This window comes from Fictibacillus aquaticus, assembly GCF_002245695.1.
In the GTDB taxonomy this organism is placed as follows: Bacteria; Bacillota; Bacilli; order Bacillales; family Fictibacillaceae; genus Fictibacillus; species Fictibacillus aquaticus.
In genome coordinates this window covers 141798-160422 of record NZ_NOII01000001.1, presented here as the reverse complement: position 1 = coordinate 160422, position 18625 = coordinate 141798, and the positions used below count along the sequence as shown (strand labels likewise).

21 protein-coding genes are annotated in these 18625 nt (G+C 42.9%); 4 read left to right on the top strand and 17 right to left on the bottom strand.

The window, feature by feature from the left end; genetic code table 11:
* Positions 1–115: 115 nt before the first annotated feature.
* The 5 genes from CGZ90_RS00940 to CGZ90_RS00920 are packed head-to-tail and all read right to left on the bottom strand — an operon-like array spanning position 116 to position 3355.
* On the bottom strand, positions 116–601 hold the full coding sequence (locus CGZ90_RS00940; protein WP_094250460.1) for a hypothetical protein: 486 nt from the start codon (positions 599–601) through the stop codon (positions 116–118).
* A 5-nt stretch (positions 602–606) separates the two neighbouring features.
* A complete protein-coding gene (locus tag CGZ90_RS00935; protein WP_094250459.1) occupies positions 607–1221 on the bottom strand; it encodes a M23 family metallopeptidase in 615 nt (204 codons plus the stop codon).
* Between the two features lies 1 nt (position 1222).
* Positions 1223–1459, bottom strand: coding sequence for a hypothetical protein (locus tag CGZ90_RS00930; protein ID WP_094250458.1), 237 nt, complete (start codon positions 1457–1459; stop codon positions 1223–1225).
* A 14-nt stretch (positions 1460–1473) separates the two neighbouring features.
* Positions 1474–2025, bottom strand: coding sequence for a replication-relaxation family protein (locus CGZ90_RS00925; RefSeq protein WP_240515369.1), 552 nt, complete (start codon positions 2023–2025; stop codon positions 1474–1476).
* Positions 2012–3355 carry an FtsK/SpoIIIE domain-containing protein gene (locus tag CGZ90_RS00920; protein ID WP_094250456.1) on the bottom strand — a complete coding sequence of 448 codons (1344 nt, stop codon included), beginning with the start codon at positions 3353–3355 and terminating at the stop codon, positions 2012–2014. Before CGZ90_RS00920 ends, CGZ90_RS00925 begins: the two co-directional genes overlap by 14 nt.
* Before the next feature lie 284 nt (positions 3356–3639).
* Between CGZ90_RS00920 and CGZ90_RS00915 the strand changes: the two genes are divergently transcribed.
* Both CGZ90_RS00915 and CGZ90_RS00910 read left to right on the top strand, forming a co-directional pair.
* On the top strand, positions 3640–3840 hold the full coding sequence (locus CGZ90_RS00915; RefSeq protein WP_165766727.1) for a helix-turn-helix domain-containing protein: 201 nt from the start codon (positions 3640–3642) through the stop codon (positions 3838–3840).
* Entirely contained in the window at positions 3822–4043 is a 222-nt protein-coding gene (locus CGZ90_RS00910) for a hypothetical protein (protein WP_094250455.1), read from the top strand. Before CGZ90_RS00915 ends, CGZ90_RS00910 begins: the two co-directional genes overlap by 19 nt.
* A 27-nt stretch (positions 4044–4070) precedes the next feature.
* Here the strand turns inward: CGZ90_RS00910 and CGZ90_RS00905 are convergent, their stop codons facing one another.
* From CGZ90_RS00905 to CGZ90_RS00890, 4 genes are read right to left on the bottom strand one after another with little or no spacing between them, the layout of a single operon-like run.
* Entirely contained in the window at positions 4071–4325 is a 255-nt protein-coding gene (locus CGZ90_RS00905) for a phage holin family protein (RefSeq protein WP_094250454.1), read from the bottom strand.
* 1 nt (position 4326) lies between these two features.
* Positions 4327–5127 (bottom strand): N-acetylmuramoyl-L-alanine amidase, encoded by an 801-nt coding sequence (locus CGZ90_RS00900; protein ID WP_094250453.1) that lies wholly within the window; start codon positions 5125–5127, stop codon positions 4327–4329.
* Positions 5124–5525, bottom strand: a complete 402-nt coding sequence (locus CGZ90_RS00895) for a hypothetical protein (RefSeq protein WP_094250452.1) — start codon at positions 5523–5525, stop codon at positions 5124–5126. The genes CGZ90_RS00900 and CGZ90_RS00895 overlap by 4 nt, the downstream gene beginning before the upstream one ends.
* A 40-nt stretch (positions 5526–5565) precedes the next feature.
* The gene (locus tag CGZ90_RS00890) at positions 5566–6408 is read right to left on the bottom strand and encodes a tyrosine-type recombinase/integrase (protein WP_094250451.1); all 843 of its coding nucleotides are present in this window, start codon (positions 6406–6408) and stop codon (positions 5566–5568) included.
* Positions 6409–6538: 130 nt separating this feature from the next.
* Here CGZ90_RS00890 and CGZ90_RS00885 point away from each other — a divergent pair, with 130 nt between their 5' ends.
* The gene (locus CGZ90_RS00885; protein WP_094250450.1) at positions 6539–6760 is read left to right on the top strand and encodes a helix-turn-helix domain-containing protein; all 222 of its coding nucleotides are present in this window, start codon (positions 6539–6541) and stop codon (positions 6758–6760) included.
* Between the two features lie 157 nt (positions 6761–6917).
* Here the strand turns inward: CGZ90_RS00885 and CGZ90_RS20565 are convergent, their stop codons facing one another.
* Positions 6918–7094 carry a hypothetical protein gene (locus CGZ90_RS20565; RefSeq protein WP_094250449.1) on the bottom strand — a complete coding sequence of 59 codons (177 nt, stop codon included), beginning with the start codon at positions 7092–7094 and terminating at the stop codon, positions 6918–6920.
* Positions 7095–7237: 143 nt separating this feature from the next.
* Here CGZ90_RS20565 and CGZ90_RS20560 point away from each other — a divergent pair, with 143 nt between their 5' ends.
* On the top strand, positions 7238–7405 hold the full coding sequence (locus CGZ90_RS20560) for a hypothetical protein (protein ID WP_165766726.1): 168 nt from the start codon (positions 7238–7240) through the stop codon (positions 7403–7405).
* Positions 7406–7475: 70 nt separating this feature from the next.
* Here the strand turns inward: CGZ90_RS20560 and CGZ90_RS00875 are convergent, their stop codons facing one another.
* The 7 genes from CGZ90_RS00875 to CGZ90_RS00845 all read right to left on the bottom strand — a co-directional run bounded on the left by CGZ90_RS00875 (position 7476) and on the right by CGZ90_RS00845 (position 18617).
* Entirely contained in the window at positions 7476–8930 is a 1455-nt protein-coding gene (locus CGZ90_RS00875) for a hypothetical protein (protein WP_094250448.1), read from the bottom strand.
* Positions 8931–8942: 12 nt separating this feature from the next.
* A complete protein-coding gene (locus CGZ90_RS00870) occupies positions 8943–9404 on the bottom strand; it encodes a hypothetical protein (RefSeq protein WP_094250447.1) in 462 nt (153 codons plus the stop codon).
* 83 nt (positions 9405–9487) lie between these two features.
* Positions 9488–9682 (bottom strand): hypothetical protein, encoded by a 195-nt coding sequence (locus CGZ90_RS00865; RefSeq protein ID WP_094250446.1) that lies wholly within the window; start codon positions 9680–9682, stop codon positions 9488–9490.
* Positions 9683–9694: 12 nt separating this feature from the next.
* The gene (locus CGZ90_RS00860; RefSeq protein ID WP_094250445.1) at positions 9695–9979 is read right to left on the bottom strand and encodes a hypothetical protein; all 285 of its coding nucleotides are present in this window, start codon (positions 9977–9979) and stop codon (positions 9695–9697) included.
* Between the two features lie 12 nt (positions 9980–9991).
* Positions 9992–13063, bottom strand: coding sequence for a phage tail spike protein (locus tag CGZ90_RS00855; RefSeq protein WP_165766725.1), 3072 nt, complete (start codon positions 13061–13063; stop codon positions 9992–9994).
* Positions 13060–14478 carry a distal tail protein Dit gene (locus CGZ90_RS00850; protein ID WP_094250443.1) on the bottom strand — a complete coding sequence of 473 codons (1419 nt, stop codon included), beginning with the start codon at positions 14476–14478 and terminating at the stop codon, positions 13060–13062. Before CGZ90_RS00850 ends, CGZ90_RS00855 begins: the two co-directional genes overlap by 4 nt.
* Positions 14478–18617, bottom strand: coding sequence for a phage tail tape measure protein (locus tag CGZ90_RS00845; protein ID WP_094250442.1), 4140 nt, complete (start codon positions 18615–18617; stop codon positions 14478–14480). Before CGZ90_RS00845 ends, CGZ90_RS00850 begins: the two co-directional genes overlap by 1 nt.
* Between the last annotated feature and the right edge of the window lie 8 nt (positions 18618–18625).

Genomic DNA, 18625 nt, shown 5'->3' with positions numbered 1-18625 from the left:
CCCATTGACCGATTTGATTATATAGTTCTATGCGAATAAATGGCGTGGTCAATTATGTGGTCAATAGTGGTCATCCTCCTTATTTTCTGCTCTCATTCTAAATGAGGGCATTTTTTTATACAACTCCACCCATTGTTTTTAGAATTCCAGAGAAGACTGGGAACATTTGAATGAGAATGTATACAAGTGAGATTCGACCAATGCCTTCCCAAACTTGCCCTTGATCGATGAAGAATCCCATGAAAAGTTTGAATAAAATCATGGCAGATGCTACAGGGAAAGAGACAACTATTAATAAGGAAATAACAGGGTCCAACATATGCATGATTGTAGACAATGCCGCTTTACCAATCACTGCTCCTCCAGCTGTAGTGATAGCATCCGGCGAGTAAGTGGCAGCCGTTACAACAGTAGAAGGTAATTCTGCAGCAAATGCTTTTGGTGCCAGGGCCATGAATGGGATGGATGCTGTGGTTGCTGCAGCGAATTTGTTAGCTCTGCGGCTTTCCCTTTTTTCTTGTGCTTTCTTTTCATGCTCACGATTCATAAACTGACTGATCGTGCCTAAGCTCTCAAATTTCTCTTTTTTCTGTCTAAACATGATGCTCACGCTCCTATGTTTTTAGTGACGAAAAAGGCGTACAACAATGGCAATACCCAACCTGATGTAAAGTTCTTTCCGATCATCATTCTGAACAGTAACAACAGAACGGCTGGAATTAGGAAGAAAATCTCGCTGCCGACCATATGAAATCCGATGCTCATTCCATAATCCTTTAGCAATTCGCCTAATGGGGATAGGGGGGTAAAGATAAACTCTTTCACGCTATCCCAAACATTCGACTGGTTCACAATGTCTGCGACCGGCTGGGGGTTGATAAAGTGGCCAGCGCTGTCTTTCATTCCTATATGCAGATGGCCATTTCCGATTACGTGCCCTGTATTGCCTGTTTTGGCGATTAAATCACCTATGTCGATGTGTTCTCCTATCTTTGTTTTCACCTCGCTCAGATGTCCTAATATTACGTGCTGATGATCGTTTGTTTCGATGATTATTCCTTTGCCTATATTCTCGCTGCCATAATCGACTATGCGCTCTACCACTCCACTGATTGGGCTGAATAAATCGGTGCCCTGCGGTGTTGCCAAGTCTATTCCGGTGTGAGCACGCTCCCTAAACTCCTCCCATGCGCCATAAGGTGATGTAACTTTAAATCTCATCTCACGATTCTCTCACTTTTTGTATTTCTTTTTCAGCTGCACATTTAAATAACACCGCTTCATCTAGAGTGATTCCGATCTCTGTGAGCATTCCGTCATCATCGTATTTCATGTAGTCCTCAATTGCTTCTTTTAAATACGCTGAAGCCATAATCAATAAGCGATTAATTTCGATGCCAGTTTCTTCACAAATATCTGCAATTTGTTTCGGAATTGCCAAGGCATAAAGATCATTCATCGTTATCTCTCCTTTTATTTAAAGTCAGCTATCGTGAACACCTCACACGTCAACCCATCACACATTTTTTTCAGCTGCTGCCTCCTATACTCGGTCGTGGTGATCCAGATGAGCTCGGGGAAATGACCGTAATTCTTCTGAAATACACCTGTTTCCCTGAATTTCTTATAACGGTCGATTTTCTTACGATTCTCGCTCATTTTTTGAGTGTAATCAGCTTCAACACAGTAATGCTGATTTTCTACTTTAAACCACGCATCACAGATAAAATGCCCTGTGTTTTTAGTGCCGAGCTTGATTTCGTTTTTCCATGTGTCAGGCTGGCCGAAGGCGATGTATATTTCATTACGAATGATAAAATGTTTAGCTTGCAGTGTTTTCTTTCTTACCTTTTCACAGCCAATCCGCTCACGACCTTCTTTGTTAAGATAATAATACTTTTTACCTTCTCTAAAAGAAGCGAGGTAATGCTCCATTTTTTTTAAAACGCCCCTGGCATGCCGTTCACTTGCAATACCATGTATCCGTTGAATCTGATCTATTGTTAAGAAATCAAGCTTCTTCAAAGACAAGAGTATCTGTTCCTCTCTCTGCTCTCTGGATGTCAGCAACAGAATGCCTCGCTTTCTCTTTCCGAACAAGATTCGGCTTTATCGCTCTGTCTATGGTCTCGTTTAATATCCGGAATGTTTGAACCTCGGTGATATTTGCTCCCTTTTTATATAATCCCCTGCCGCTTATGTCGGGAAGACTTTCGGCACCCGCTGTGCCTAATACCACTCGTGAGGCTACTTCATCCTCAACTGGAAAGCACAAGCGGCCATCTGAGTTACGCTTTAAATACTTAGGAATGCACTCCTGAATAGGATGCTGCGTTGCGCTTACAATCCTTACTCCCCACGCCCTTCCAAGGCGAGCAATGTGATTAATTTTGTTCCATGCAAACTCCTTTATATCTTTGGCTGTTGGATCTTCACCTTTTTTGGCTTTCTTCTCTGCTTCTTCGTCTGGTGAAAGCTCTGCAATTTCATCAATGATAAGGAATAGCCTTTCTTTTATGCCTGCTTCAATCACATTGCGGTATCCCTGAGCTTTCAATCGTTTGCTCATTGCCATGATATATGACTCAACTTTATCTAATACTGCCGGCACTTGTTCAGGGTGCTCCGCATAACCAATCACTTGCTTACAGTTCTCATATGGTCCTAACTCCATCCCCATTTTTAAATCGATCAAGGCAAGCTTTATGTTTTCAGGCTGAGTGAAAAGAAAATGTGATGTAATTAAGTTGACCGCATTCGATTTACCGCCACCAACAGAACCTGCGACTAATACGTAATATTCGGCATCGAAATCTTGATAAACAATTCTTCCTAAACGATCAACGCCAATCGGCACTTTCCAGCCATTCCTTTTCACTTCTTCATACTCCAGGTAACTCTCCATCGCTTTGTTGTAAACCTTCACCCTGAGCATGCCGTCATAAGACAGGTCCACTTCTTTTTGAGTAGGTTTTTTCTTGAGCAAACCTTTAATTTGTTTCGGAATATCCTTCTTAAAATCAATGGCCTTAATGTCTTTCAAGCCGATATCCAGCACTTTCTTTTTGTTGTTCAATCCATCTCTGATGTTATCAATCTTGTTCTGGAAATCATTGAACGATAATCCTAATGGAATCCGAAATACGTATTCAGTCCCCCAGTCCTCTTTTTTCTTTCTGTACAAGTGAACTTCTTTGGTCACTTTCCCTTCCTTCCCTTGCTCTTTTACGGTCAGCCCACAGTTGCGAAAAATCCTCTGCAATTTTGCTGCATCATTTGTGATTCCGTTATTTTTTAAATATCCATATCCCGCCACTGATCCGAACACTGCTGATGACACGATCTCAAATATCATCCGCACCACCGCCTCCTTTGGTATTACGTAGTAATAGTCCCAACAAAACAGCACTCCGAATTCTTCTCTTTTACCCCGCCACTAAAGCAAATTCGGCAACCGCTATCTATAGCCGGCACCCGGCTCATAAATAACGACCCACTTCCGGCTGTTCAATTCGGCTATTCATCCGGTTGTGATATCAGGTTATGGGCCAGGAACTTGTCACTTGTCTGTCCCTCTTGAAAAAATAAAAAGAGGACTGATTATTTTTTCGTCGAACTGTTTTTATGGGTGATGATGATATGGATTTGGAATGTATTATGGAGAGCATACTGAAAGAAAGAGGCATAAAAAAGGGTTTCGTAGCAAGGAAAGCCGGCATCAGTTTAACGACTATGACTTTATTATCAAAAGGCAAATCGCTGCCTACGCTGCCAGTAGCCTTTAGAATTGCAGAAGTGCTTGAAATGAGGATTGAAGAGATATGGATAAAGAAGAATTAGGGGAATGTGATTACTGCCTGCGCACTGGCCGAAAGAAGAACCTGGCTCGTCTAATTGTTGGGTATGATGTACATATGGGGAGAAACATTGAAAGGTTTTATTGTCCGCAATGCCTGCGGATCGTAGAGGATGATATTCAGGAACTACCATGGATAAAGGAGTACGGTTATAAAGTGGATTATCCATACAGAAAAAAGCCCTGACTCCAGTGACGGAATCAGGGCTTTATGTTAGTTTTTATATGGTTTGTGTGTTTCTAAGAAGTATTTGACTGCAGCTACGCTTCCGACAGCCAGCAAGCCGTACTGAGCGCCTTTCAGCAGGATGAGAGGGGTTAGGTTCCCTTCCTCCCAAAACGCATACCCGATGCCCAGCACCACAGCGAGAATGGGAATCCATTTGTTACTGACCTTTTTTGTTTCTCTGATTGCCCACAAGATCACAGCCAGTGCCACATACGGCACAAATTCGTTCGTGAAGTCCATATTACTTCTCTCCCTTTTTCATATTATGCAGCATAACCCATACTTCTTGGCGAGTGACTGGATCTTGCGGCCGGCTGCCGTCTGAGATACCGGTTTCCTTCACCCAGGCATGCGCTTCTTTCGCAAATGGACTAACGATTTGGGTTTGATCTTGTTTCACTGTTGCTGCCTCCTTTTTTATTTCTTTCTTCTTCAGCTTATAAGTCTGGCTTACGCCTTCGCTGATTGCGGCCGCTACCTTTCGACGATATGCATCCGATTTAAGCAGCTCGCACTCTTCTTTGTTGGTCATGAAGCCCGCTTCAACTAAAATTGCTGTCATGTGAGTTTCTCTGGTTTCGTGAAGATCCTTAGTTTTAACACCGCGATTTCGTCGACCTGTTTCCCGGATTAGACTGTTCTGAACATGCGAAGCGAGCTGAACCGCTTCATCCAATTTCATGTTATAAACATAAGTTTCTATGCCGTTTGCATCTGTCCATCCGGGCTTACCGTCCGCATTTGCATGAATCGATACGTAAATAACAGTGACGTCTTCTTTTCCTTTGTTTCGTGCGTAAATTTCATTCGCTCTATCCGTCCGGGTTTTTAACGGTGTATCAGTCATACCGCTCTGATCATAAACAAAATGGGTCTCCACGTTTTCAAACTGCTCTAAGCAAGCTCCTAAATACTGAGCTGTCGGATTGTTAAAGTCGAACTCCAATAAGCTGCCGTCTGGATTTCTCTTCCCAGGCGTAACGGGATTACCGTCCTTATCTCTTCCACCATGGCCGCCATTAATAATCACTACTAATTTCATGATTGCCCTCCTCTGAAATGCTCCGGTTTCATTTCGATAAAGTTTCGATGCTTAAAGTCCATTGCACTGTCAAACCGCGCTTCCAGTTTATCCAGCCGCAGATGAATCCTTTCCTGCGTTTCGTTAATTTTCTCAAGCGATTCCCCCTGCTTGTCCAATGTTTCGTTTTGCCTTTCAATAACCACGAGTAGAGCCTTCTCTCTGTCTCTCGCCTCTTGTCGTGATTCCTGATGAATTTGATCCAGTTTGTTTTGTCTGTCAGTATGAAGGGCTTCTTGCTTTTGGGTGTGCTGCTTAAATCCCCATAAGACACCAAAAAACAAAATGATAAACAAGACTGCCCACGCATTCTGACTGGCTGCGATTTCTTGTGCAACTTTAACTTCAGCTCCTGGCATAATTGACCCCTCCTAATATAAAAAGAGCCATATAGGCTCTTCAAAAATACTTTCTATACATTTCCCGCCTCCTCTCACCGCTGAGGGCTGCATATATGCGGGTTGTTTCTATCTTCTGGTGACCTGCTAAACTGCTGATCACTTCGATCGGAGCTCCACGATCCATCAAGTGCGTACAAAAGCTGTGACGGTATTTATGAGGGTATATGTTCACCTTCACACCTGCTCTTTTGGCTATACGCTTTACCACACGCCGCAAAGAGTGTATTTGTGCTCTTCTGAATGGTCTGCGCTCGGTAATGAACAATGCTTCGCAGTCGTCCGTTCTCGAGTTGATGTATTCTTTTAACCACAGGTATGTTTTGGTGTCAAAGTAAACTTCACGTTCTTTGTTACCCTTACCAAGAACGATGAGAGATCGGTCCTCCCAGTGGATGTGATTCTTATTCATTAGATGAACTTCGCCAATACGACATCCGGTAGCATAAAGCAAACAAACTAAGGCTTTTTCCATTGGACCACGAGCACCTTCGCGAATCCGTTCAATATCTTCTTCTGCTATAAATTTTGGCACCCGCTTGCCTTCTTTAGGTTCTTTAAGCTTAGCAGCAGGATTAGCAGTAATTACTCCCTCGTTATGGGCCCACTTGAATAGAGAGCGCATAAACCTTACCCTGCTTCCAATAGTTGATGGCTTTAGGCGGTCAGCATCCTTAGCTAAATACCGTTTAAGATCTAGCAGTGAGATGTCGCTTATCGATACATCGCCAAAATGTCTAATGAGTAAGCTGACCTGAATACCGTAAGCTCTCATCGTGTAATCAGAGAATCCCTCAATTTTCTTGTCATCCTTGTACGCGGACCAAACCTCCGACAAAATCATACTTTCATCCCCTTTTGACACGCTTTTCGTGTCGAACTATAACAGAATAGTATCACGACACGAAAATTGGGTCAAGATATAATTGACACTTTTTTTGTGTCGCTTATAATTAAGGGGTGGAGGTGATTGGATGGGCAATGTCCATTCGCAATTAAAAGAGATACTTGATAAGCGCGGCCTTTCAATCAGGCAAGTGGCTCGGGATATTGATTACCGGTTTGAATCGGTTCGCCAGTTGTATAACGATGAAAATAAAGCGTATCCCCGCGATCTGCTGCATCGCCTATGTGTATATCTGAATGTGACTCCTGGTGACCTGCTGCAGATAAAAGAAAAAGACCATTCTGAATGATCTCAGAGTGGTCTTTTTTCGTTTTATGGAGTGTTTCCTTATGTTAGATACGAACTCCGTAACAATCGGGTATCCATAAATGCCGATAAACCGCTATTTATAAGGGTTTGTGGCTATTCGTACACATCCGATAGTGACACAACAAAGTAAAAAGCGATCAAGATTCTGACCGCTTTTTCTGTCTGTATTCTTCAATCATTCGTTCTTCTTCGATGAATTCTTCCATCATGACTTGAATCCAAGTTGAGAACTTCATGCCTTTTCTTCCAGCAAGTCTGTACCATTCATCAAGTGTCTCTGGATCAACTGTGATGTTCACTCGTTTAGTAGCCAAACAGCATCTCCTCCTATGGAGATAATTGTATGCTACTTCCGAATAATTACCAATACACACAAATGTATATTTTTTTCATGTGTACCTGCATTCCCCAGTAATTGCCCACATATCATGAACTATACAAAAAGGAGGCTGACAGCATGGAAAAGTTTGAATTGATCGAGTGCGCTCATTGTTCGGAAGTGATTGACCACGAAAGTGAACACGAAAGCCATTTTATACGAACGAAAGGTGACGGTTGCTGGTATCACTTGTATTGCTTTTTAGAAATGAATGAAGCAACGTTATACGAGAAAGCCACCCAATAGTCAGGTGGTTTTTTAGTGTACATTAATACTTTTTAATGGGTATTAGTGTACAGCTATCGAACGCCGTTTGTTACTTAATAGTATTACTTACTTCTGGTAAATAGGTAGTTAGCCGTTTGGATCTTATGCGCCAAATATAACCTGCTGGAATGATAGCGTTCTGCATACTTGCGAAATACAATTTTCCACGAGTTGGATTATGTTCAATCCAAGTAAAAGGGTTTCCAATGCCGAGTTCGCCTTTTCTCATGGATTTTGAGAAGTATTCAATTGTGACAGCAAAGGCTAAGTCTTTTCTTTCATCTGAATCTACATCATTCACAATTACAAACGATTTCGTATTTGACTCTGACCAATACTCTTTACTGTTATCTGTTTTAACTGTATATATTTTGTCAGTACTACTCACTATTTTTTTTCCGAACGTTGTCCAATACGGAATCATAACACCGTAACCATATTTAACATCTGTATTTCGTAAAAACTCTATTTTGGTATCGTGAACACATACACCTTCTTTAATGGTGTGATACTGTGTGATTTCCAATAACGCATTAACCATATCAGATGTGTGATACCCTCTTACTTTTTGTATCAACTGGATAACTTCAACATTGCGAACAAAAGAATTACTTAGCCATTCAACGACTTTACCGTCAGCCATTAAAATCGGCTCCATCACTTTAAATGCGGTACCTGTGGCATTGTGTTCTGGAACAAATTGGTGTAAAGCCCCGCTTCCTTCTGGCTTTATCTCTATGGCAAGTTCTTTATTTGACGCACTATATTCAACGTCATGTAACTTATTTACAGTGAAGCTCTCATTAAATTCGTAAAAAGTTCGCAAAGTATCTTGTGGTCGTGTGTTGCCGAAGTAAACCCAACCTCTAGCTGGAGCCACGGATGGGGGGTTTAAAGGATCTGCGCCTTTAAATATACCCTTAATGGTATGCGTTGTTTCTTGGAGATTATCAAATAAAGTTTTCTGTTTTACAATCGCTGTTGCTGCCCAAACACTTATAGTTTTTCTTTGTTCTGACGGCTTTCCCTCATCAAGTACAAATTCCCAAATGCCCCCTCTATTTTCCTCCCACGAAGTAAAGTCAATTCTCTTTCCAGTAAATGCACCTGAAATTGTTGCACCGATTTCCGCAGTCCAATAATGAGGAGCAGATGCAGTAGTAAAAACTCCAGTACTAGACAAATAGTTGAACGCACTGGTTTGTGCATCTAGTTTCGTAACGGCTCCATAGTAAGTGCCATAATCAATAATAAAATCGTCATTAGCATCCTTTAGAAATGTTCTTGTTGAAGCGTGTGTTTCGCTATGTTTTGCATGAACCCGAAATTGTCTTTGTGTTCCATACACCACTTCAAGGGTCATGTTTTTTTTCAAACTGCTAAGTTTTTTTAATGTTTCCACAAAATCAGTTTGATTTTGAAATGACAAATTCTCTACCAACTGAGTTTTAATTTCCGAGTTATCTATCTGTATAATTTGGTTTCCATTTCCTACATATCCCATACTGAAACCTCCTTACACATACTGATTCACAACGTATGACGTAGATCCTGTGACCGTTACCGTTTTACCAATCGTACCTTGTACACCTGTTTTAGTAAACGGCTGCCCTTTTGGAACGTGGATAGCAAGACCATTTACTGTAAAAATACCGTCATTCACTGTGTCTCTGTTCAGAATTTCGATATAGTTGATGTTTTGGGAAAAGGTTAAAACTCCACCGACAGCATCGGCATTTGTTTTTGTTTGTGCAAGCATACTCCCCGTAACTGACGTAAGCATTTCTCCATTTGTACCAATATTAATAGGTGCAAATGAACCGTCAGCTTTCTTTCCATAAAGCACTTGGTCAATGCCAGCTCGACCGTTACCAAGGTCGGTTGTGGTATTTACTTTCCACTCATCTTTTGCAGGTTCAAATCCTTGCGGCACTGCTCTCATGCCGTTTGTTTTCAATGGTTTATCATTATATGGCATCTCTGCACCTCCAATAAAATAGCACGACCAAATTGGCCGTGCGCGTCTCAATACTATTCAGCTAAGATACAACTGCAATCAAATCATTTCGACACCACCGCCTTTTGTTCCTTAATTTTGCTTTCTAAATCGACGATGATCGCATCTTTCTTCTGTACCTCAATATCCAATTCATCAACTGATTGCAATAAGGCTGCGTTTTCAACAACGAGGACACCGATCTTGTGCCTCAGTTTATTAATGATTCCCTGCAAGTGGTCTACGCTTGGTCTTTCCAAATCCCCAGCTCCTTAAATCACATATTTTTTCATCAGGTCGCGAACGTACTTCCTCTGATTTAACTCTTTATAAAGCGTATTAGGATCTTCATGTTCATCTGGTATATCAGGAAAGTCCATTACGAAAAACTCCCAAGTCGAGCATTGGTCACATTGAACCTTAAAAGGTTCATACAGCCCAAATTCATCGTTGTACGTCACTTGAAAATCCTCAGGAACAATGTGAACGTAAATATTTTCACAACGGGGATTGTTGCATTGGACAGTAACTTCGTTGCCTTCAAATTTCCTTAACATCAAACCCCTCCTTTAGGCGGTATATAATCCACGCCAATATCGAAATGCCGTTCCAGCAGCTCCTTTGATATAAAACCAAAAACCATACTCGTCGATATCAATCACATCAACATTTAAGTTGTTCTGACTAGTAGGTGTTATGGAAACACTGCTTGGAGGTACAGCTTTAACGTTCTTGAAATTGACCGCATATCCATGTAATGGCGCAGTGGTGGCAATGTTTTGATCGACCGCAGAAGTTCCTACTTTACCGGTTTCCAGTCCGGTGATTCGTGCTGTCTGAGCGATCGTTAACGCTCCAGTGATGTCTGCTGAGCCTGCTGATAACTTTCCAGTAGTCTTTATTTCTGAACCGCTGAAATCAGCCTTTTTACCTGAAGTGATATTAAAGAACAAATTTCCGTCCGCATCTGTCACGATCCTATTCGTCACACCTGTCCGGATTAAGCTAATTCCCCGCGGATCCACTTGAACCTCGTAATCTACTGCGGTTCCGGCTGCGTTATATTCTTTCGTTTCCATCATGCGGGCTTCATAATTGGACCAAAATTTATATTTACCGTTTACAGCTGGGTCGTATTCGATGGATCGATACCCCCACGGTTCCATTGTTCCGGCGTTCTGAATAAATGATCCCGCTGTCGGATAATAATCCAAATTGGCAAAGTCCGGTCGATAAGCCGCGCTTCTTAATAATTTACCAGTGTCCTCATTCCGTTGTGTCATTGTCATTTGCCCCGGTGATACAGAAGCGTATTCTGGTATTTTACCGGAAGATTTTTTCGTTTTTTGATAAATGAGCATTTCGGAATAATACGTTCCGTCATATCGATATGTGGAATTTTCTTTGTAAGCAAAAACCTTTCCACTTGATATTTCCGTGATTTCTGTCCCGGCTGTGTCCCGGCTCTCAATATAATCGTTTTCAATTTCCACAGAGCCAAATGTTCCAGAAGTGGAAATTTTACCAGTGAACGTCCCTGTTGAGCCTGAGATATCCCCCGCAAACTTCGCTGAGCCATTCAATCCTAGTTGCATGACTGTGTTTCCTGCAGCATCGTATTGAACTAAACCATTTACGCCATCCCAACGTATTCGCGCTCCATTTGCCGCTGTTTGCAAAGCGACAGCTGACACGTCGATAATACCCGACGCGATGTTGGAAGCATTCTTGGCGAAATTCTCCGCCGCTGTGCGTGCTGCTGTCGCCTTCGCTTGAGCGCCGGTTGTTGTTTCTAATGTCCCACTTCCGACTTCTGCCACGATCTTATCGTTAGCTGTCTTTCCAGCTGCCGCTCCTGTTGCAACTGCGGCTGCCGAAGTGCCGTTGACATTTGTTGTGTCTAAAGCAGTATTTTGGCTTGTGACGTCGCCGATTTTAGTCCAATCCGCAGAACTGAAAGAGGTTCCTTCTGCTTTAGAGGTAATGGCTCTATAGATTGTTTGCCCATTCGCCCATAAATCGCCGACATCGTATGGAGCGACCGGCTGAACCACAAATACCCGCCGTTTACTGTCTGCCGCATCTTGGGCGGCTGCAGCATCTGCTAACGCTTTGGTTACATCGGTGTCTTTAATTTGCGTCCAAGAATACACTGCATCATTTACCATAAACCTATAAGCATATCCAGTGATGTTGTTATAGAAAAGGTCGCCCAGATGGTTGTTTTTTTCTTCAACGGTTGCCCAAAGGTTCGCTGGTTCATTACTCAGCGTAGGTACGTGATCATAAAACCATGACGTGATGTTCCCATCGATCTGATCTTGGATTTCTGAAATATCTATGTTGTAAGTGGATGCTGTCACGTAATCATTTAGCTTGTTATCTGTGTAGGATATCGCCTCTGATTTAGCGGTAGCTGCTTTTTCCTCCGCATCTAGGGCTGCCGCAGACACAGCCGCAACTTGAGCTGCATTCGCCTTTTCTTGTGCCCCTTGAACCGTTTCTGATTTAAGCATCTTTATTTGCATCTCAAAAAATCTCTTGTCTATACTCGTGGGGAGTTTCCTGTATTCACCGAGTACACATTCATCCTTAGAAGGATCGCTCTGTGAACGCTTGAATTCGAGAATCCTAACTTCTAAGAGCAAAAACGGATCTTTCGTAAAATCCTTTATATAAAAAGAATCTCCTATTCTTAAAGACTCATGTTCAAGTCCTAGAATACGAGAAAGGTTAACGATTTTAGCTTCGTAGCTGTATATAGGTTTAACGACTTCAGCCAACTTCAATCGAGTTTTGGCCAACAATTCAGCAGCTGTAATGGTTTCATCGCCTGGATAAACCCATAAGCCTGTTTTGTGCTGACCGTTTATGCCAAACTTTATTCTAGCTTCTTCATCGCCAATCCAATCTTGACCTAATGGTTTATCAGACGCACTCACGCTTGCAAAGGTTAAAGGTTTCCCGTCGGTTCCTGCTTTACCTACGCCTACCAGCGCTGTATAAGGTTCTATGGAATCCTTTTCGGTGATTTCCATTACGTCTTTTGTGACTTCAGCCACTTTACCGTGATTTGTTCCCCTTTTTTGCAAGAAATCTACGAGCCTTTTGGTTATCTTCGGCCCGGTAAAGGAGATACGGAATCTCAATTCTGCTTTGAATTCATCACGAAGTAAATGAATCGCCTCAATAGCCGTTAAATAATCAGCAGTAGCGAAATCTTTCACACCCGACCACTCTACAATACCGATGCTCCAACGTGTTTCTTGCAAGAAATAATTCAGCGCATCTTCAAGAGTGGTCGCCGTTAACTTGAAAGGTCGAACCAAAAACCCTAGCAATTCGAGATGGCCCGACATACAAGTGGCTCTGATAAACCTTTGGCCAGATGAATATACGTATTCTGTGTCTTGAACGAAATACTCGAAAAAATCTCCTTCAGGGTCAGGAATAGCCACGCCCGCGTTTTTCTTTACATATTTTGAATCAGGATGGTTGGCAGGAACGGTAAACGTATATGTTCTGTAAGCATCATTTAATTTTTCCTCATCAAGATCATCGTAATAAGGGCATGCTCCAGAACCGTCATTATTCAGTTCAGCAACAATGATTTCTTTTTGGCGATCGAGTAAAAGAATCATTTCCATCTCTCCTGATAGATCATTTCAACTGTTCCGATGTTTGGCGGGAAAACCTGTATCGAGTTTGTCCCTTTTCTTAGCGGAAAAAGAGTGCTGCGGGGATCACGGACCTCTTGGAAATCCGCACCGTTTTTCGTGATTTTCTTAAAATGATGGTCAATTTCAATGACATCACCATCGTTCGCGATAATCGGGACTTGGTTGCTTCCTGGCGTAAGAATTTCGTCAACATAGATGGTATTAATGCTCTGAGTTGTTACCGCATTTGTCCCGTACTGCCCGACGTGCACCTGAATCTGCGCTAATGGCGCCATGTACTTATTAGATGTGTGCCGCCAACGTGTGCTTTTACGAGCGTAATGATTGCCAGCTGCATCTCTTTTGGCAATGTAGAACTCCCACACCTTGCCGGTTCTTTTTATTTCGATGATTCCATTACTGAAGTCGTTCCATGTGCCGGCCATATCGCCATAACCGTCATACAAAACATAATTATCCGCTTCATTTCCAGCTCGCGCCTGCGCCCAGTTGTATTTATATCCTGTTGTGGAGTCGCGCAGTAGCATCTTGCCGATGATGTTTGAGTTACTATCCAGGAGATAAATTTCTACTCGCCCTACTTCAAGATGAGATGTGCTTTTTTGTGAAATGAAAGCCTGCACTCTAAAGTCTTGAAGCTGAGCTGAACCCGGAAAGGCTCTTTTTTTCGCTGGACCGTGCCAAGTGGTCCCTGTCCCATATGAATTAGCTCGGAATTTGTTCGCAACCATAGTTCCCTTCACTTCGCCATTATCGACAACTGAACCATCCACCCATGACGTAAAGCTGCTAAGGTCATCAGTTAAGATCCGTTTAAACTGATCCGTCTTAATGACGTCTACAGATTCAGGGAGACCTAGCAACACGGCTTCTTCATATGAATTTAGCAAACTGATGAACGAAGTTGACTGATTTACATTAATCCTGAACTTCGGAAATGATAATGCCGTACCGTCATAGGTCATATTTAATGACCCTGAAGATGAAGAAAGGGATTTCGGTAACCCGAAGGAGTAAGGATCTGAACAAATGAAATTAATTGTCCCTTTTCCCCGTGATCCAATTTCGTCTAGATCCGTACTTCCATCAAGAGATGCGTAATAAAAGCGTCCGTTTTCTTTGTCCAATGCCAACTCTTCATCATCATCAGAATACAGCCAATCAGCCAAAATCAATAAGTTTTGACTGTCATTTCCTTTAATAGTCACTTCAAAAGAAATAGGCTTTACCCCAACTTCTTTTCCTTGAGGATAACCGCCGGGCCTCTTAGGTACAGTAAGAATAACATTTGAAATCGGTGCCATTATCGGCCTAATTATTTTGTTTATTGTAAGAAACGGGAAGCTGCTGGCATGAATCCCTTTGAATCGAAACATTATAGCACCACCCCGTTCCCAGTAAATGAATTGATTGTCTTTTTCTGTGCATTTTGATACTGACTTACTTTGTCGTGGATTTTATGAGCCACAACATCTGAATCCATAACAAGAACAGGTGATGGATCCATTCTCTTAATCTCCCTTAGCATATCAGCCAGAATAGCCGTTGCCTGTGCGCCGAATGCTTCTGGATTCGTAAATCCGTTCTCTGCTCCCGCCTGCCTCCATAACTCATGAGCTCGAGTGCTTCCGTCTGTTGGTATCACATATTCAGCACCCTTTTCAGCAATCCACGCCAGTTGCTTAGCTGCCACTCTCGCCCCTTCAAAGTAACCCTTGTATGGGCCACCTTGAGACATCGACTTGAGTCCCGGCACGTTCATGATGTTTCCATAGCGTGATTTAATATAACGAATGGCCGCGATTGCGTTATCAATAGGATTTAAGATATTACCATGACCCTTCATCTTGTGTGCATCGAATGTTGGTCTAATGGTCTGCATGAGGCCCATCGAAGGCGTTCCCTTCTTTGCGTTGCTGTCCCAGTTGTTCATTGCTTTAGGGTTGCCGCCTGATTCCTTCATGGCGATCGTGGTCAATCCGCCTAACCAACTGGATGGAACTCCTGTGGCTTCGATAGCAGCCTTTATCCATTTGCGGACATTACCAGGAACGTTCTTTGTATCAAAGCCGCCTGTATCGTCCATTTTCTTACCTACAAAGCTTGTTGCCTTCGTTTTTATATAATCGATGATTCCTTTTCCAATCTTTCCAAAACCGCCATCCATTGGAGGGAAGCCGACACCGATTTTATCGAATACTTTTTTCATCAGCGCTTTCGGGTCAGACATATAATCCCACACATCAAGACCAAAATCTTTCAGCTTGCCGCCAACATCGACTGCAGCATCACGAGTTTTGTCTGCGATGCGTTTGGTTCCTTCCCAAGCCCTTTTGCCTGTATCCTTAATGAAATCGCCCACACCACCTGCATATGCCGGCAATCCACTTAAGAGAGCTTCTGTCTGCTTATTAGGCAGCACTGAAGCACCGCGCGGAAGGTTGATCAGCTGTTCACCATCAGCAAGCATAGTCTGACCATTGGCATGAATGAGCTCACGACCTTTTTCCCCAACGATTGCGGGACCGCCCGGGTGATAGTTCGTTCCTTTTGCGTATTCAGGTGGTGACCACTTCGGCACCTTACTGTCTACACCGATCTTATCGAGTACCCAGTTTACACCGCCAATGACACCGTTCACGCCTTTTCCTACGCCCTCATTCATTTTGTTGACCAGTTTCTTGATTCCATCTGCCACTTTTCCGGCCATGCTTTTGATTCCAGAACCAATCTTGCCTGGCAGCGCTTTGGCACCGTCAACAATACCCGTGAACACCTTGCTGATCGTGGTCTTCATTGCGTTGAATATCTCGACAGCTTTGTTCTTCACAGTCGTCCAAGCGGAAATCATATTCGCCTTCATCTTGTCGTTCAATCCTTTTAAGGTGTTGAACGTGTTGGTGAAAATGTTTTTGATTCCGTTATAGAGACCCTTACCAGCATTGATAACGCCTGTTACAAGGGACTTGAATACCTTCACAGCTGTAAGATAGAGCTTCGTAAAGATGCTCAATATTCGCTGGCGCATCCCCTCAACCAGCACTTGCATGGTCGCTCTGAAGCTTTTAATAATTCCAAGACCTGTGTTCCGGAAGAATTGGAATGTTTTAACCACTCCATCCCACGCAGCTTTAAATCGGGAAAGTATGGCTGTACCTAAATTTTTTACTGCAGTTCCGATTGCAGAACCGAAGTTCTTGAAACCGTCAACGATGTATTTCCAGAAATTCTTGATTAGGCCGATTCCGCCAGTAACAAGGTTTTTGAAGATGGATAGTATCTTTCCGAAGAACAACAACTGCATGAAGTTCCAGATAAACTGAATGGCTCCAACGAACATTTCCTTGATCCCCTGCCACATCTTCCCGAAGTCACCAGTGAAAAGACCAGCAAAGAATTTAAAGAGACCGCCGATAAATTTCAGCGCTCCCATGATGGTGCCTTTAATCGCTGAGAATACAGACCCGATAATGAACTTGATCAGTGGCATGAAAAATTGGATAACAGCAAATATGCCCTTCCAAACGGTCTGGACATTCGCCAATAGTTCTGAACCGTTTTCTTTCCACCACTTGGTTATCGACCCTATGATTGACATGATATAAGGAGATACATAAGACAGGATTTGAACCACGATACTCTTAATCCCATTGAAGACTGTGAGCCAGACCGGAATCATATTTTGGACTACATCTTTAATTTTCATAAAAAACTTAATGATAGCTAAACCTTTTTCCTGTCCGAATCCTTTGGTGATGGTGTCTTGGAACCCAACCATATCTCCCTGCATCAGCTTTATAAAACCACTGAAAGCCGTCTTGGCATTATTCACAAACTTATTGATGCCCGGCATCGCTTTCTTTTCGAGGGGAATCAAGATGTTACCTGCAATTTGCCTTCCGATTCCCGCGATCGCTTCACCGACAGAATTATATTTAACTTGGTCCATTTTGCCGAGGGTATCTGCTGTCATGTCGGCTTCTTTACGGACAGTACCAAGCGCAAGCATCGTTTTTGTTTCAAGGTCTTCCCATTGTGTCCCGAAAAGAGCCACACCCATTTGGGTTTGGGTCATCGGGTCTTCAATTTCTTTAATCTTTTGTATGATTTGTTGCATGGCATCTTTGCCTGTGAGTACCCCGGTCGATATGTCATCCAAAAATTTACCGGATGCTCCCATCGTAAACTCAATACTTTTGAATGCTTTTTCTGAAGCTGCGCCCGTTTTGTTAAGATCTTGCACCAACGCGGCCGCATTCTCAGAACCGACTTTTTTAGCCAGCTCCATGAACTCTTTCGTTTTCGTTCCGCCACTTTGTAACTTTGCGATATAGTTATCAAAATCGTCAGATCGGAATAAAAAGCTAAGTGCATCACCTGTTGCTTTGCTTCCATCTTTAATCCGGATGCCGAATTCCTTTACAGCATCACCGACCTTGTCCATATTGAAAGCACCGGCATCTGCGCCTGATTTGAATACATCCCACATGTTTTCCGCATCAAAGCCAAGCTGTTTGAAATATACGGAGTATTCCCAAAAGCTATCAAGCATGTCATCACTGACATTCAATCCCTTTTGCTGCCCTTGTGCGATTAAAGTGAATGCCTGATCAGCAGATATACCAAACTGGTCCATCATTACTCGAGCTACTTTTAAACTTTCGTTTACTTCAAAACCAAAGCTGTCGCGCAACAGCAAAGCTTTAACTGTAGCATCTTCCAACGCTTTACCGGTTTCTCCAGTCGCTTGTTTCACTAAAGCCATTGAAGAAGCGATGTCTTCGAACGATTCACCGTAATTGTTTTCGTATATGTTAATGAGGGATTCTTCCATCCCCTTCATTTCTTCCTCTGTTGCTCCCGTTTGCACCTGAAGGGTATTTAGAGACTTTTGCAGTTCGTCACCCTGCTGCCCCATTTTAAACAATCCGAGTGTCACCCCAGCTATTGCCCCAACTGCGGCGACCGCTGCCAAACGGACCTTTCCAAACATCATGAATACAGAACCAATGCCACCCACATTTTCAGATGCCCCAACGTTTGCTAAGCTGTCGCTTACACCGTCAATATCATCTTTTACATTGTCCAGTCCTGTATCCTTGCCCAGGTTCTTTAAATCGCTGTCCACCTTCGCCACTGCAGCTTGTACCTGTTTAAGACTCTCTCTTCCTTCAGCGCCGACTGTTCCGAGTTGAGTCTGCGCCTTGTCAGCTGCCGCGGTCAGTTCCTTCATCGCCTTCTCGCCGACTTCGCCAGTCTCTTCCAGTTCCTTTTGCGCTTTTTTCATCGCGTCCTGAAGGTCTTTAAATTCTTCGCCGTCTAATGTGGTACCGAGTGCCTTTTCTAAATCCTTTAATGAGCCCTGGAGGGATGAAAAACCTTTATTTGCTCGTTTGGTAGAATCCTCTGTGTCATCACCAATGCCCACAAGGTCTTTTCTCACGGATCCAATTACGCTTTTTAAGCCATCAGCCTGCGCGGTAAACCTGGCGCGTAACTCTTCTATGGTTGCCATATAATTTT